The 14,050-nt window shown below is 64.9% G+C and carries 12 protein-coding genes; 6 read left to right on the forward strand and 6 right to left on the reverse strand.

What is annotated here, in order from left to right:
* Positions 1-336: 336 nt before the first annotated feature.
* The gene (locus OZ411_RS20800) at positions 337-1,248 is read right to left on the reverse strand and encodes a DUF3313 domain-containing protein (protein ID WP_245476818.1); all 912 of its coding nucleotides are present in this window, start codon (positions 1,246-1,248) and stop codon (positions 337-339) included.
* A gap of 383 nt (positions 1,249-1,631) precedes the next feature.
* Here OZ411_RS20800 and OZ411_RS20805 point away from each other — a divergent pair, with 383 nt between their 5' ends.
* The 5 genes from OZ411_RS20805 (at position 1,632) to OZ411_RS20825 (ending at position 6,784) form a co-directional block, all read left to right on the forward strand.
* On the forward strand, positions 1,632-2,435 hold the full coding sequence (locus tag OZ411_RS20805; RefSeq protein ID WP_282529457.1) for a crotonase/enoyl-CoA hydratase family protein: 804 nt from the start codon (positions 1,632-1,634) through the stop codon (positions 2,433-2,435).
* A 1-nt stretch (position 2,436) separates the two neighbouring features.
* Positions 2,437-4,320 (forward strand): feruloyl-CoA synthase, encoded by a 1,884-nt coding sequence (locus OZ411_RS20810; protein ID WP_282529458.1) that lies wholly within the window; start codon positions 2,437-2,439, stop codon positions 4,318-4,320.
* Positions 4,321-4,349: 29 nt separating this feature from the next.
* On the forward strand, positions 4,350-5,111 hold the full coding sequence (locus tag OZ411_RS20815; protein WP_130584012.1) for an SDR family NAD(P)-dependent oxidoreductase: 762 nt from the start codon (positions 4,350-4,352) through the stop codon (positions 5,109-5,111).
* Between the two features lie 9 nt (positions 5,112-5,120).
* Positions 5,121-5,540, forward strand: a complete 420-nt coding sequence (locus tag OZ411_RS20820) for a thioesterase family protein (RefSeq protein ID WP_130584013.1) — start codon at positions 5,121-5,123, stop codon at positions 5,538-5,540.
* Positions 5,541-5,632: 92 nt separating this feature from the next.
* On the forward strand, positions 5,633-6,784 hold the full coding sequence (locus OZ411_RS20825) for an ABC transporter substrate-binding protein (RefSeq protein ID WP_282529459.1): 1,152 nt from the start codon (positions 5,633-5,635) through the stop codon (positions 6,782-6,784).
* 171 nt (positions 6,785-6,955) lie between these two features.
* Here the strand turns inward: OZ411_RS20825 and OZ411_RS20830 are convergent, their stop codons facing one another.
* The 3 genes from OZ411_RS20830 to OZ411_RS20840 are packed head-to-tail and all read right to left on the reverse strand — an operon-like array spanning position 6,956 to position 10,499.
* Positions 6,956-7,687 (reverse strand): ABC transporter ATP-binding protein, encoded by a 732-nt coding sequence (locus OZ411_RS20830; RefSeq protein WP_282529460.1) that lies wholly within the window; start codon positions 7,685-7,687, stop codon positions 6,956-6,958.
* Entirely contained in the window at positions 7,684-9,453 is a 1,770-nt protein-coding gene (locus tag OZ411_RS20835; RefSeq protein ID WP_282529461.1) for a branched-chain amino acid ABC transporter ATP-binding protein/permease, read from the reverse strand. Before OZ411_RS20835 ends, OZ411_RS20830 begins: the two co-directional genes overlap by 4 nt.
* A gap of 5 nt (positions 9,454-9,458) precedes the next feature.
* Complete coding sequence (locus OZ411_RS20840) at positions 9,459-10,499, reverse strand: branched-chain amino acid ABC transporter permease (protein ID WP_282529462.1); 1,041 nt, start codon at positions 10,497-10,499, stop codon at positions 9,459-9,461.
* A 154-nt stretch (positions 10,500-10,653) separates the two neighbouring features.
* On the opposite strand from OZ411_RS20840, the gene OZ411_RS20845 reads away from it, so the two are divergent.
* On the forward strand, positions 10,654-11,172 hold the full coding sequence (locus OZ411_RS20845) for a MarR family transcriptional regulator (protein WP_282529463.1): 519 nt from the start codon (positions 10,654-10,656) through the stop codon (positions 11,170-11,172).
* 279 nt (positions 11,173-11,451) lie between these two features.
* On the opposite strand, the gene OZ411_RS20850 is transcribed toward OZ411_RS20845, so the two are convergent.
* Together OZ411_RS20850 and OZ411_RS20855 are read right to left on the reverse strand one after the other, a co-directional pair.
* A complete protein-coding gene (locus OZ411_RS20850) occupies positions 11,452-12,732 on the reverse strand; it encodes a glycerate kinase (RefSeq protein WP_282529464.1) in 1,281 nt (426 codons plus the stop codon).
* The gene (locus OZ411_RS20855) at positions 12,732-13,964 is read right to left on the reverse strand and encodes an ABC transporter substrate-binding protein (RefSeq protein ID WP_282529465.1); all 1,233 of its coding nucleotides are present in this window, start codon (positions 13,962-13,964) and stop codon (positions 12,732-12,734) included. Before OZ411_RS20855 ends, OZ411_RS20850 begins: the two co-directional genes overlap by 1 nt.
* Positions 13,965-14,050 lie beyond the last annotated feature (86 nt).

Raw genomic sequence — 14,050 nt, forward strand, 5'->3', positions numbered from 1 at the left:
CGACCTGGTCGCGCATCGGCTCGCGCAGCCGCGGCGCTCCGCGCCGCACTGCTTCGGCCCGTGGCTCCGCTTGTTCCGGCAGATCTCCAAACAGCTCGTCGCCAGCCATCGTCCCCCCCTGCAAATCAATCCGCGAAGAGAATCATAGCTGCCACGCGCCCGACATAAAAAGATTCACAGCCTCGTAGGGTGGGTTAGCCGAGCCACGGCCTCCGCTGCTTCAACACGCGAAGGCGGAAGGCGTAACCCACCATCCACGGCGAGAGCGAATGGTGGGTTACGCCTCCGCCTTCGCTCTTCGGCGGACGCTAACCCACCCTACAAACCACGAGCTGACTACTGAGCCTGCGCGGTCGTGGTGCCCGCCTCGGGCGCCTTGTCGTTCCAATCCGGCGGCACGCCGATCGCTCCCCCGACCAGGCCCGCGATGCCCGGCTCGCGGCCGAATGCTTCGCACGCCGCATATTTCGGTGCGCCGCCCGCCCATGACTGGATGCGATCCATGGAAGGCGGTTTCCCGAGCCCTCCGAAAGGCGTCTTGCCGGTGACCAGCATCCGGCTGAAATCGTCGCCGAACGCGCTCGCTAGTTCGTAGGCGTCGCCCGACGGCGACACGCGCGCCGAACCGGAGAGGGCATTCGCGCCGCGCCCCCAGACCATGGCGCCTTCCTGCTTGCCGTCGCGCGCCCGCGCCTCCGCTTCGACCGACAGTGAGCCGAGGCCAATGGGAATGCGAGGGACCGGCACCGGTACGCCGGGAAGCAGCACGGTCTTGGCGATGGATGCCCCCTTCGATGCCGCCACCGCCTTTTCGTCGGTCGGCGTCATCTGCGTGATCCGCGAATGAACGGTGATATCCGCATCGTCGCTCGCGCCCACCACGGTGAAGCGTTCGCTGAGGCCGGCGCAAAGGGAGCGATCGATCGCGTTGGCGACCAATCTGCGCTCCTGATCCGTGATCCCCTCCACCCTTGCCTTCTCGGCAATCGTCGCGGGGACGATCCGCACGGTGCGTGCCGCCAGCACCTCATTCTCACGCACATAGAGCTTTGACTTCGTGAGCACGCCGTCGGAGGGCTGAAGCTCACTATATGACGTCAGCGAGCCTCCCTGGTCCAATGCCACCGTCGCACAGCCAGACATCAGGCAGGCCGCGGTCAACGCCGCCACACCCTGCAACGTGGCGCGACCGCACAAATTTCGCATCCGCCATCGGAGCACCTTCGGTAGCGGGCGATGAACGATCATCTGACAGTCCTGTTTCTGACGGCATTGCTGACGACCGGCAAATGCACGACCGATTGAGGCGGAGATATGCTCTTCTCAATACAGATCGATGATTGCGAAATCCTGTCGCAACCGCTGCCGGTATCGTGGTGGGATGGCTTCGGCTCTACGCTCGCGATTCTTTCACTCTTCACGCCGACGACATCCCGTCGAGAGCAGGGACGACGTCGTAGGATCGGTAGAGCGCAGCGAAACCCATCATTCGCGCAGCTTACTCCGAAGCCGATGGGTTTCGCTTCGCTCTACCCATCCTACGGGGGCTCGCTCACGACGACGGGCATCGTATTGACTCTCGGGCCAATCGTTATAAAATATAACTATTCTGGGAAGGAAACAATAAGACCATGGGAAACGCCGCCTCCGCCGCGACTGAGGATCGCGCGGCGCTGCTGAAGATCGAGAACAACGGCGCGGTCCTGACCGTGGGCCTCAACCGGCCAGCCAAGCGCAATGCGCTGAACGACGGCATCATGCTGGCGATCCAGGACTGCTTTTCCGACATCCCCGATGGCGTCGGCGCCATCGTCGTCCACGGCGTCGGCGACCATTTTTCCTCCGGCCTCGATCTGTCCGAGCTCTCCGAGCGCGACGCGACCGAAGGCCTGCAGCATTCGCAGATGTGGCACCGGGTGTTCGACCGCATCCAATATAGCCGCGTGCCCGTGATCGCCGCGCTGAAGGGCGCCGTGATCGGCGGCGGCCTCGAGCTTGCCTGCGCCGCGCATATCCGCGTCGCCGAACCATCAGCCTATTTCGCGCTGCCGGAAGGCCAGCGCGGCATCTTTGTCGGCGGCGGCGGATCGGTGCGGCTGCCGCGCTTGATCGGCGTGCCCCGCATGATCGACATGATGCTGACGGGACGCGTCTATTCCGCGACCGAAGGCGCCGCTTACGGCTTCGCGCAATATCTGACGGATGCGGGCGGCGCATTGCCGAAGGCGATCGAGCTCGCCGAGCGCATTGCGGGGAATGCGCCGCTGACCAATTTTGCCGTGCTGCAGGCGCTGCCGATGATCGCCGAAGCCAATCCGCAAACCGGGCTGTTGATGGAATCGCTGATGGCGACGGTGGCGCAGAGCGACAAGGAGGCGAAACGCCGGATCCGCGAATTCCTCGAGCACAAGACCGCGAAAGTGAAGCCGACCTGAGATGAGCGCGAGAGCCGACATGTCAGCGCCAGTCAAAGATGCCACCGCGCATCCGCTGCGCGCGATATCGTTCGGCAATCCCGCTGTTAGCATCGAGCGGCGCGACGATGGCACGATCTATCTTCGCCCACGCAGCAAGCTCGTCGATTATCCGCAGCGCATCACCGATCGGCTGCATCATTGGGCCGCCACCGAGCCACACCGCGTGTTCATGGCCGAGCGGGCAACAGGCGGTGCTTGGCGCAAGATCACCTACACGCAACTGCTCGATGCCGCGAGGCACATCGCCTCCGCGCTGATCGCGCGCGGCCTGTCGGCGGAAAAGCCGCTTGTGATCCTCTCCGGCAATTCGATCGATCACGCACTGCTCGCGTTCGGCGCATTTTATGCCGGAGTGCCGTTCTGCCCGGTGTCGCCGGCCTATTCGCTGGTGTCGCGCGATTTCGGCAAGCTCGGCTTCGTGATGAAGCTGCTGACGCCCGGCCTGGTCTTCGCCGATGACGCCGGCAAGTTCGCCGAAGCGCTATCGGCGAACGTTGCGCCGGAGACCGAGATCGTCGCGACGCGCGGCGACCTTCCCGGCCGGGTCGTGACCAGACTTTCCGAGCTGCTGGCCACACCTGAGCATCCGCTGCTCGACGCCACGCACGAAGCCATCGCGCCGGACACGATCGCGAAATTCTTGCTGACCTCCGGCTCGACCGGCAATCCCAAGGCTGTGATCAACACCCAGCGCATGCTCTGCGCCAACCAAGTGATGCTGCGCGAGACGCTGGCGTTCCTGAAGGACGAGCCACCTGTGATCGTCGACTGGCTGCCCTGGAATCACACCTTTGGCGGCAACCACAATATCGGGCTGACGCTGTTCAACGGCGGCTCGATGTATCTCGACGAAGGCAAGCCGATGCCGGGCGGCATCGAGGACACCGTGAAGAACCTCCGCGAGATTTCGCCGACGGTCTATTTCAACGTGCCCAAGGGCTATGAATCACTCTTGCCCTATCTGCGCGACGATTCCAGCCTGCGCGCGAAATTCTTCGGCCGCCTGCACGCGATGTTCTTCTCCGGCGCGGCGCTGTCGCCCTATGTCTGGAACAGCCTCGACGAGCTCGCGGTGCGCGAGACCGGCTTTCGCGTGCCGATGCTGACCGGGCTCGGCGCCACCGAGACAGCGCCGTTCTTCATGTCGGTTCGGCCGGACACCAGCCGCTCCGGCCATGTCGGCCTTCCCGTATCAGGCAACGAAGCCAAGCTGTTGCCGAACAACGGCAAGCTTGAGGTGCGCGCCAGGGGACCGAACGTCACGCCGGGCTATTGGCGCCAGCCGGAATTGACTGCCGCCGCCTTCGACGAAGAGGGGTTCTACAAATTCGGCGATGCGCTGAAGCCGGCCAAAGCGGATGATTTCGATGCCGGCTTCGATTTCGATGGCCGCATCGCCGAGGATTTCAAGCTCGCCAGCGGCACCTGGGTCAGCGTCGGCCCGCTCCGCGCGCGCTTCATCGCTGCCTGCGCGCCGCTGGTGCGCGACGTCGTCATCGCCGGCATCAATCGCGACGAGATTTCCGCCATCGTGATCCTGGATCTCGATGGCTGCCGCGTCATCAATCCGGCACTGTCAGCCAACGACGTCGCGGCGGCCGCGTCCGATTCTCTGGTCCGCGCCGCTTTCCGCGAGCGCTTCGCCCGCTTCCTCGCCAGCGCCACGGGATCGTCGACCCGGATCACCCGCGCGATCCTGCTTGATGCGCCGCTCTCGATCGATCGCGGCGAGGTCACCGACAAGGGCTCGATCAATCAGCGCGCGGTGCTGGAGCATCGCGCGGCAGTGATCGAGGCGCTTTATGCCGACGTGCCGCCCGCGCACGTCATCACATTGAGCTGAATTCGAACTCTCGTTGTAAGGAGAAGACCATGCAGTTGAAGGATCAGGCTGCCATCGTCACCGGTGGCGCATCGGGACTGGGCGCCGCCACCGCACGCCGGCTCGCCGCGCAGGGCGCCAAGGTTGCAGTATGCGACCTCAATGCAAAGCTCGCCGAAAGCGTCGCGACCGAGATCGGCGGCGTTGCCGTGATCTGCGACGTATCGGATGCGGCCTCAGCGGAAGCCGCCGTCGCGCAGGCTGCGACAGCACATGGCCCGGCGCGCATCCTGATCAACTGCGCCGGCATCGGCGTGGCAAAGCGCGTGATCGGGCGCGACGGCCCGATGCCGCTCGGCGATTTCGACAAGGTGATCAAGGTCAACCTGCTCGGCTCTTTCAACATGCTGCGGCTTACGACCGCGGCGATGACGAAGCTGGAGCCGCTCTCGACAGGCGAACGCGGCGTCGTGATCTCGACGGCGTCGATTGCCGCCTATGACGGCCAGATCGGCCAAGCCGCCTATTCGGCCTCCAAGGGCGGCATCGTCGGCATGACGCTGCCGATCGCGCGCGAGCTCGCTCAGTTCGGCATCCGCGTGCTGGCGATCGCGCCCGGCCTATTCCTGACTCCGCTACTTGCGGGTCTGCCACAGGAGGCCCAGGACTCGCTCGCCGCTTCGATCCCGTTCCCGCACCGGCTCGGCGACGCCGGCGAGTTCGCCTCGCTGGCGCTGCACATGATCGACAACCCCTACCTCAACGGCGAGGTGGTGCGGCTCGATGCCGCGCTTCGCATGGCGCCGCGCTGAGGTCTGCGCATGTTCGTGCACCGGCGCGATGTGCAGATCCAGTGGGGCGACTGCGACCCCGCCAACATCGTCTATTACCCGCGCTATTTCGCGATGTTCGACGATTCGACCTCGATCATGTTCGAAGCGGCCGGCTTCTCGAAACAGGACCTCGTGCGCATCTACGGCCTGGTCGGCATTCCCATGGTCGATACGCGGGCGAAGTTCTACATCCCGTCGACGCATGGCGACTGGATTACAATCGAAACGCGGGTGGAAAGCATCAAGCGCTCGAGTTTCGAAGTGACACACAAGGTGTTCAAGGGCGAGGCGCTGGCGATCGAAGCTTTCGAGACCCGCGTCCTCGTCGGCCGTGATCCGAACGATCCCGCAAAATTGAAGTCGGCGCCGTTTCCGCAGGAGATCATTGACCGTTTCATGAAGGGCTGATTTGAGTGCCCTGTTCTGTTGACCTAAAGAAGGGGCTGGATTGGCCCTGCCAGTTGCTTACACCGACAAGAATAATTCCAAGGGAGGAATGAATGAGGAAGGCTTATCTCGCCGCGGCTGCGCTGGCTGCGGCGCTGGCGCTGCCGGGCACGCCGGCATCCGCGCAGAATAACGAGATCGTCATCGGCATCTCGATCTCGACCACGGGGCCGGCAGCGGCGCTCGGCATTCCCGAGCGTAACGCGCTGGATTTCGTGCCGAAGGAGATCGGCGGCGTGCCGCTCAAGGTGATCGTGCTCGATGACGGCGGCGATCCGACCGCTGCTACCACCAACGCGCGGCGCTTCGTCACGGAATCGAAGGCCGACATCATCATGGGCTCCTCCACCACCCCGCCCTCGATCGCGGTCTCCACCGTCGCTAACGAGGCTGGTATCCCGCATTTCGGGCTGGCGCCGTTTCCCATCAACGAAGCGCGCGCGAAATGGTCGGTCGACATGCCGCAGTCGATCCCGATCATGGGCAAGGTCTTGTACGAGCACATGAAGGCGCACGGCATCAAGACCGTCGGCTATATCGGCTATTCCGATTCCTACGGCGACCTCTGGTTCAACGACTTCAAGGCCCAGGCCGTGCCGATGGGCCTGCAGATGATCGACGAAGAGCGGTTTGCCCGGCCCGACACTTCGGTCGCGGGCCAGGTGCTGAAGCTGGTCGCCGCCAACCCCGACGCGATCCTGGTCGGCGCCTCCGGCACCGCGGCGGCGCTGCCGCAGACCGCGCTGCGCGAACGCGGCTACAAGGGCCTGATCTACCAGACCCACGGCGCCGCCAGCATGGACTTCATCCGCATCGGCGGCGCCGCGGCAGAGGGCGTCATCATGGCGTCGGGCCCGGTGATGGCGCCGGAGAGCCAGCCGGACAGCGCGCTGACCAAGAAGCCGGGGCTTACGCTCAACACCGCCTATGAAGCCAAGTATGGCGCCAACAGCCGCAGCCAGTTTGCCGGCCACTCCTACGACGCCTTCGAAGTGTTGAAGCGCGTGATCCCGGTCGCGCTGAAGGCCGGCAAGCCCGGCACGCCGGAATTCCGCGAAGGCATCCGTCAGGCGCTGATGAGCGAGAAGGAAATCGTCGCCACGCAGGGCGTCTATAACTGGACCGAAAAAGACCGTTACGGTCTCGACGATCGCTCGCGGATCCTGCTCACGGTGAAGGACGGAAAATACGTCCCGGCGATGTGACGACGCGTGCGGCTCCGCATCCACGACTGTCATCACCCGCGAAGGCGGGTGATCCAGTAATCCGCAGCGGGAATTAAACCGATGGGCTGCTGGCTACTGGATGCCCCGCCGGAGCCTGTCATCGGGCTCGCCGAAGGCGAGACCCGGTGGCGGGGCATGACGGAAGTAAGATCAAACCGCGCTCTCGCCTTCATGCTGGAAGCCGAGATAGCTTGCGGCGACGCGCTGGTTGCTGGCGATGTCGCGGGCCGCTCCGCTGAGCACGAACTCGCCGAGCTCCATCACATAGGCGCGGTCGGCGATCTGCAGCGCGGCCTGGGCGTTCTGCTCGACCAGCAGCACCGACACGCCGGCGGCGCGAAGCTCGCCGATGGTGCGGAAGATGTCGGCGACGATGATCGGCGCGAGGCCCAGGCTCGGCTCGTCCAGCATCAGGAGTTTCGGGGCGCCCATCAGCGCCCGACCCATCGCGAGCATCTGCTGCTCGCCGCCGGACAGCGTGCCGGCGAGCTGCTTGCGCCGCTCCTTCAGGCGCGGAAACAGATTGTAGACGCGCTCGAACGACCGTGCCGCGGTCGCCTTCGGGATCCGGAACGCGCCGAGCTGCAGATTGTCCTCGACATTCATGGTCGCGAACAGTTCGCGGTGCTCCGGCACGAGGCTCAGGCCCGCCGCGACGCGGTCCTCGATGTCGAGCGTGGCCATGTCCTGGCCCGCGAAGGTGGTACGGCCCTTGAGCGGCAGGATGCCCATGACGGCATTGAGTAGCGTGGTCTTGCCGGCCCCGTTGGCGCCGATGATGGTGACGATCTCGTTCTCATTGACCTCGAGCGAGACGCCGCGCACGGCTTCGACCTTGCCATAGGCGATATGCGCATCGGACACCGACAACAACGCACTCATGCCGCGGCTCCGAGATAGGCCTTGATGACCTCGGGGTTCTTCTTGATCGCCTCCGGCGTGCCTTCCGCGATCTTGGTGCCGAAATCGAGCACGACGATACGGTCGGCGAGGTCCATGACAAAACCCATGTCGTGCTCGACCAGCAGCACCGACATGCCGCCGTCGCGCAACTGCCGCAGCAATGCCGCGAGCCGCTGCTTCTCCATATGCCGCAGGCCGGCGGCGGGCTCGTCGAGCAGGAGCAGCATCGGATCGACGCAGAGTGCGCGGGCGATCTCGACGATGCGCTGCTGGCCGAGCGAGAGCGAGCCCGCGAGCTGGTCGATCTGGTCGGTGAGCCCGACGCGCTCGATCTGCCGCGCCGCTTCCGCGAGCAGCCTTGCTTCATCGGCGCGGTCGAGCCGGAACATGCTGGCGACCGCGCCGGATGCCCCGCGCAGATGGGCGCCGATCGCGACATTCTCCAGCACGGTCATGTCGGGCACCAGCTTGACGTGCTGGAAGGTGCGGGCGACGCCGAGCTTCACCACCTCCTGCGGCGGCGCGTTCTCGACCTTCCTGCCGAGCACGGAGATGGCGCCGCTGGTTGCGGTCAGGACGCCCGTGATCAGGTTGAAGGTCGTGCTCTTGCCGGCGCCGTTGGGGCCGATTAGCGCCACGATCTCACGGGCCTTGACGTCGAAGCTGACGTCGTTGACCGCGGTGACGCCGCCGAACTGCTTGCGCGCCTTCTCGAGCTGCAGAAGCACGGCAGACGTCGACGGCGCGCGCTCGCGGGCCGGCAGCGTCAACGACGTGTCCGCCGTCCTGCGGGCCGTCTTGAGCGGCAGCCGCGCCATCAGCCACGGCCAGACGCCGGATGGCGCAAGCTGCAGCAGCATCACCAGAAGGATTCCGAACACGATGGTCTCGAGCTGGCTCTGGCCACCGAAGATGTAGGGCAGATAGCTCTGCAGCACTTCCTTCAGGATCACGACGATGCCGGCGCCGAGGACCGCGCCCCAGACATAGCCGGCGCCGCCGACGACGGCGATGAAGAGATATTCGATGCCGGCCTGCGGACCGAACGGCGTCGGATTGGCAGCGCGCTGGAAATGCGCATAGAGCCAGCCGGACAGGCCCGCCAGCACCGCGGCGTAGATGAACACCAGAAGCTTGGCGCGCGGCGTCTGCACGCCGAAGGCTTCGGCCGCGATATGGCCGCGGCGCAGCGCGCGGATGGCGCGGCCGGTGCGGGAGTCCAACAGGTTCAACGTCAGCACCGCTGATATCAAGACCGCGATCCAGATCGCATAGTAGATCGTGCCGGGGCTCAGCATCTCGTAGGAGCCGATCGCAAGCGGCGGGATGCCGGAGATGCCGTCATTGCGGCCGAGGAATTCGAGCTTGCTGAAGAGATAGAACAGCGCGATGCCCCAGGCGATGGTGCCGAGCGGCAGATAGTGGCCGGACAGCCGCACCGTGACGATGCCGAGCAGCACTGCGGCGATGCCGCTGACCAGCAGCGAGAGCGGCAAGGTCAGCCATGGCGAGACGCCATAAGCAGTCGTCAGCACCGCCGTGGTGTAGGCGCCGAAACCGCAGAACGCCGCCTGCCCGAACGAGGTGAGCCCGCCGACGCCGGTCAGCAGCACCAGTCCCATCGCCACCAGCGCGGCGAGGCCGATATTGTCGAGCAGCACGATCCAGAATGGCGGGATGCCGGGCGCCAGCGGGATCAGCGCCATCACGAGGGCGAAGATGATGAGAGGCAATCGCTGCGTCATCGCGCTCAATCCTTCTCTTCTTCGACCGCGGGCGCCGCGAGCGAACGCAGCACCAGGACGGGGAGGATCAGCGTGAAGACGATGACTTCCTTGAAGTTGCTGGCATAGAACGAGGAGAACGCCTCGACGACACCGACCAGAATGGCAGCAACGGCCGTCAGGGGATAGCTGACGAGACCGCCGATGATCGCCGCGATGAAGCCTTTGAGGCCGATCAGGAAGCCGGTGTCGTAATAGAGCGTCGTGATCGGTACGATCAGGATCCCCGAGATCGCGCCGATCAGCGACGCCAGCAGGAAGGCGATCTGGCCTGATAACGTGGTGCGGATGCCGACGAGGCGGGCGCCGAGGCGATTGACGGCGGTGGCGCGCAGCGCCTTGCCGGTCAGCGAGTAGCCGAAGAACAGCCAGAGCGCGACGATGAACGCAATGGTGAGGCCGTAGACCGCAAGGCTCTGGCCGGTGAAGCGGAGCGCGCCCGCAGTCAGCGCGACGTTGGAGAGCGCCGGTCCGCGCAGGCCTTCGGCGCCGAAGAAAACGAGACCCAGGCCCTGCAACGCGAGATGGCAGCCGACGGAGGCGATCAACAGCACCAGCACGGACGTATGCGCGATCGGCTGGAACGCGATGCGGTAGAGGAACAACCCGATCGCCGCCACGATCAAGAGCGCAAGCGCGATGTTCACGGCGATCGGCGTCTTCGGCCCGGCGAGCGCATAGGTCAGCAGGCAGACGGCCAGTGGAAAGACGATGTCGACCGCGACGGCGCGCGCGATCAGGCGTGCATGCAGCGACTTCCGCGCAATGAACAAATCGAGCCCGAACGCCACCAGTCCCATCGCGACCGCGAGCTTCGCGGTGCCCGGCACCTGGCCGGTCGCCAGCATGGCATAGCTCAGCGCGCCGTAGGTGACGAACTCGCCCTGCGGAATCAGGATCACGCGCGTGACCGCGAACACCAGGACCAGAGCCAGCCCCAGCAATGCGTAGATGGCGCCGTTGGTGATGCCGTCCTGCAGCAGGAACAGCATGATCGTCGTGTTCAAGGCCGAGCGCTCCCCCTCACGCGGCCGATCGACGCGTCGCAGCGTTCGATCGGCCGGTGTCGGCTGTTGAAAGCTGCCGACGTTTGATATAACTAATAACAATTATCGAATATAATCTCAAGAGCCCGACTAGCGGGATTGCGAGCCTCGAGCGATGACTGTTCCCAAGACCGCCGCCGATGCCATCAAGGTATCCCGCCCCGTCGCCGGGCAGGATCTTGACGCTTCGAGCGACGACGGCCTGCTCCACCTTGGAGAACTGTCGGGGCTGTTGGGCTATTCGCTGAAGCGTGCGCAGCTCAGGGTGTTCGAGGATTTTCTGCGCTGCGTCGCGCCCTTGCAACTCACGCCGGCACAATTCTCGGTGCTCTTGCTGCTCGACCAGAATCCCGGCCGCAACCAGACCGAGATCGCGAGTACGCTCGGCATTTTGCGGCCGAATTTCGTGGCGATGCTCGACGCCCTGGAGAGCCGCGAACTCTGCGCGCGCATGCGCTCGGCAAGCGACCGCCGCTCGCACATTCTCGTGCTCACCGACAAGGGCCGCGCGGTGCTGGCACGCGCCAAGAAGCTCGTCGCCAACAAGCACGAGGCGCGGCTGATCGAACTCTTGGGACCTGAGAACCACGCGGCGCTGCTGGAGATGCTGGCAAAGATCGCACGCGAGTTTTGAGGGCGGAGCTGCGTGGGGTGGGCAAAGCGCACCGTGCCCACCCCACGGGCCTGTCGTCCCTGCGAAAGCATGCGAAAGCATGGACCCATAACCACAGGCAGTTGTTGTGGTACGAGCAAGCGGTTGCAGCGGAGCGCTGCACAAATGGCTGTGGTTATGGGTCCCGGGTCAAGCCCGGGACGACGGCGTTGTTGCTGGTGGAGCAAAGCAATCCGCCTCTTCGTGCGTGGAGGGCGAGGATTGCTTCGTTCCGCTCGCAATGACGGAGAGAGCGTAACGTCAGTCCACCAGGATGACGCGGACGTCGTTGACGTTGGTCAGCGTGGGGCCGGTCAGGAGCAGATCGCCGGTTTGAGCGAAGAAGCCGCTGGCGTCGTTGTTCTCGAGATAGGCCCTGGGATCGAGGCCCTGCGATTTCATCTTCGCGAACGTAGAGTGGTCGATGACGGCGCCGGCCGGGTCGCTGGCGCTGCCGGCGCCGCCGTCGGCGCCGTCGGTGTCCGCGGCGAGCGCCGAGACATCGGTCATGCCCTTGAGCAGATCGGCGAGCGCGAGCGCGTATTCCTGGTTGGGGCCGCCGCGGCCATTGCCGCGCACGGTCACGGTGAGTTCGCCGCCGGATAGGATCGCGACGCGCCTGCCCTCGCTGCGGGCCGTAAGCGCGAGCTGCGCGTGCGCGGCGGCGACGTCGCGCGCTTCGCCTTCGAGATCAGCGCCGAGATCGATGGTCGCATAGCCGGCTTCGCGCGCGACCTTGACCGCGGCTTCGATCGATGCCTTCGGCTTCGCGATCAACTCGAACGTCGCGCGCGCAAAGGCCGGATCGCCCGGCTTGCAGCTTTCGTTGCCGGGATCGTCGAGCGCGCGGCGAACCGCGTCGTCGACGGCAAGATTGTATTTGGCGACGATGGCGCGCGCATCCGCAAGCGTGGTCGGATCAGGGACCGTGGGGCCGGATGCGATCGCGGAAGGATCGTCATGCGGCACGTCGGAAATCGCGAGCGTCACGATCTCCGCGCGCTGGCCGGCCCGCGCCAGGCGGCCGCCCTTGATGCGCGACAGATGTTTCCGCACGATGTTCATCTCGCCGATCGGCGCACCCGAGCGGAGCAGCGCCCGGTTCACCTGCTGCTTCTGCGCAAAACTGACGCCGTCCGCCGGCGCGATCCAGTTGGCGGAGCCGCCGCCGGAGATCAACACCAGCAAGAGATCATCCGCGGTCGCCGTCGCCGCCAGCCGCAGCGTGTCGTCGGCGGCTTTCAGCCCGGCCTCGTCAGGTACGGGATGGCCGGCCTCGATCACGCTGATCCGGCGGGTCGGCACGCCATGGCCGTGACGGGTGGTCGCGATCCCTGTCAGGAGCGCCGGATCGAGCTCGAGCGCGTCGAGATAGTGTCGTTCGGCCGCCGCCGCCATGGCGGCGGCGCCCTTGCCCGCGGCAAGCACGATCACCCTCCCCTTCGGCACCGGACGCAGGTGCGGCGCCAGCACGACATCCGGATGGGCGGCAGCTACCGCCGCATCGAAGATCGCGCGCAGGAGAGGGCGTCGGTCCGTCATCAGTTGCCGGAGACCTCGCCGCTGAGGACTTCGCCGAACAACTGCCAGCGTTCACCCTTGAACTGCATCAACTGCAACTGCTCGATCGGCATGTAATCAGTCGCACTCGTGGTCAACGTCACGCCCGGTAACAGTCCGCCTTGCGCGAATTGCTTCAGGCTTTGCGCCTGCTTCATGACGTTCTCCCGGGTCAGGTTATCGCCGCAGCGACGCAGCACCTCTACCATGGTAGTCGCTATGTTGTAACCGGTCATCGCCGAAGAGTCGATGCGGTTCATCTCGGGAAGATATTTCGCAAGCAGATCGTCGAACGCCTTGATGCCGGCATCGCCTGCCCACTGGGGATCGCTGACGTCCTTGGCATAGGTCGCCGAGATCACGCCCTGCGAGTTCTCGACTCCCGCCGGCTTCATCACGGCCGCGGTCGAGGCGCTGACGTTGGAGACGATCGTGAGCGGCTTCCAGTTCATCTCGCCGAGCTTCTTGATCGCCTGCGCGCCGAACTTCGGCGTGGTGTAAAGCACCAGAACGTCCGGATTGGCCGCTTTGATTTTCACCACGTGCGAATCGATGGTCGGCTCCGAGACCTCGTAGCTCTCCTCCACGACGATGCGCGAGGCGTCTGCGCCGAATCCATCCTTCAGGCCCTTCAGATAGTCTTTGCCCATATCGTCATTCTGGTAGAGCACGGCCACCTTGGCGCCCGGCTTCTCCTTCGTCAGATATTTCGCGTAGATGCGCGCTTCGCTCTGGTAGCTCGGCAGCCAGCCCATGGTCCAGGGAAAGGTCTTCGGCTCGTTCCACTTGGTCGCGCCGGTGGCGACGAAGAGCTGCGGCACCTTCTTGCTGTTGAGGTATTTCTGAATTGCGGTGTTGGGCGCAGTCCCCAGCGTGCCGACCACCAGCAGAACCTCGTCGCTTTCGACGAGCTTGCGTGCCTGCTCAACCGTCTTCGGCGGGCTATAGGCATCGTCATAGGAGATGAAGCTGATCTTGCGGCCGTTGATGCCGCCCTCGTCGTTGACCTTCTTGAACAGCGCAGCCATCGCCTTGCCGACGCTACCGTAAGCGGAAGCCGGCCCGCTATAGGGCACGATGTTGCCGATCTTGATCTCGGTGTCCGTCGCACCGGTGTCATATTGCTTCTGCGCGAGTGCGGCAGAGCCAGTCGTGGCGGCTACGGCAAAGCCGAGGAATGCGGTTGCAAGGCGGCGTCGGGTCAACATAGGCATAGGACTCCTTCGGAGCAGAAGCTCCCATTCTGGTGCATCGCATTGATAGCGCGGAAAATCATGTTGGCAACAAAAAGCCCCTGCGA

This window comes from Bradyrhizobium sp. Arg237L, assembly GCF_029990105.1.
Taxonomy (GTDB): domain Bacteria; phylum Pseudomonadota; class Alphaproteobacteria; order Rhizobiales; family Xanthobacteraceae; genus Bradyrhizobium.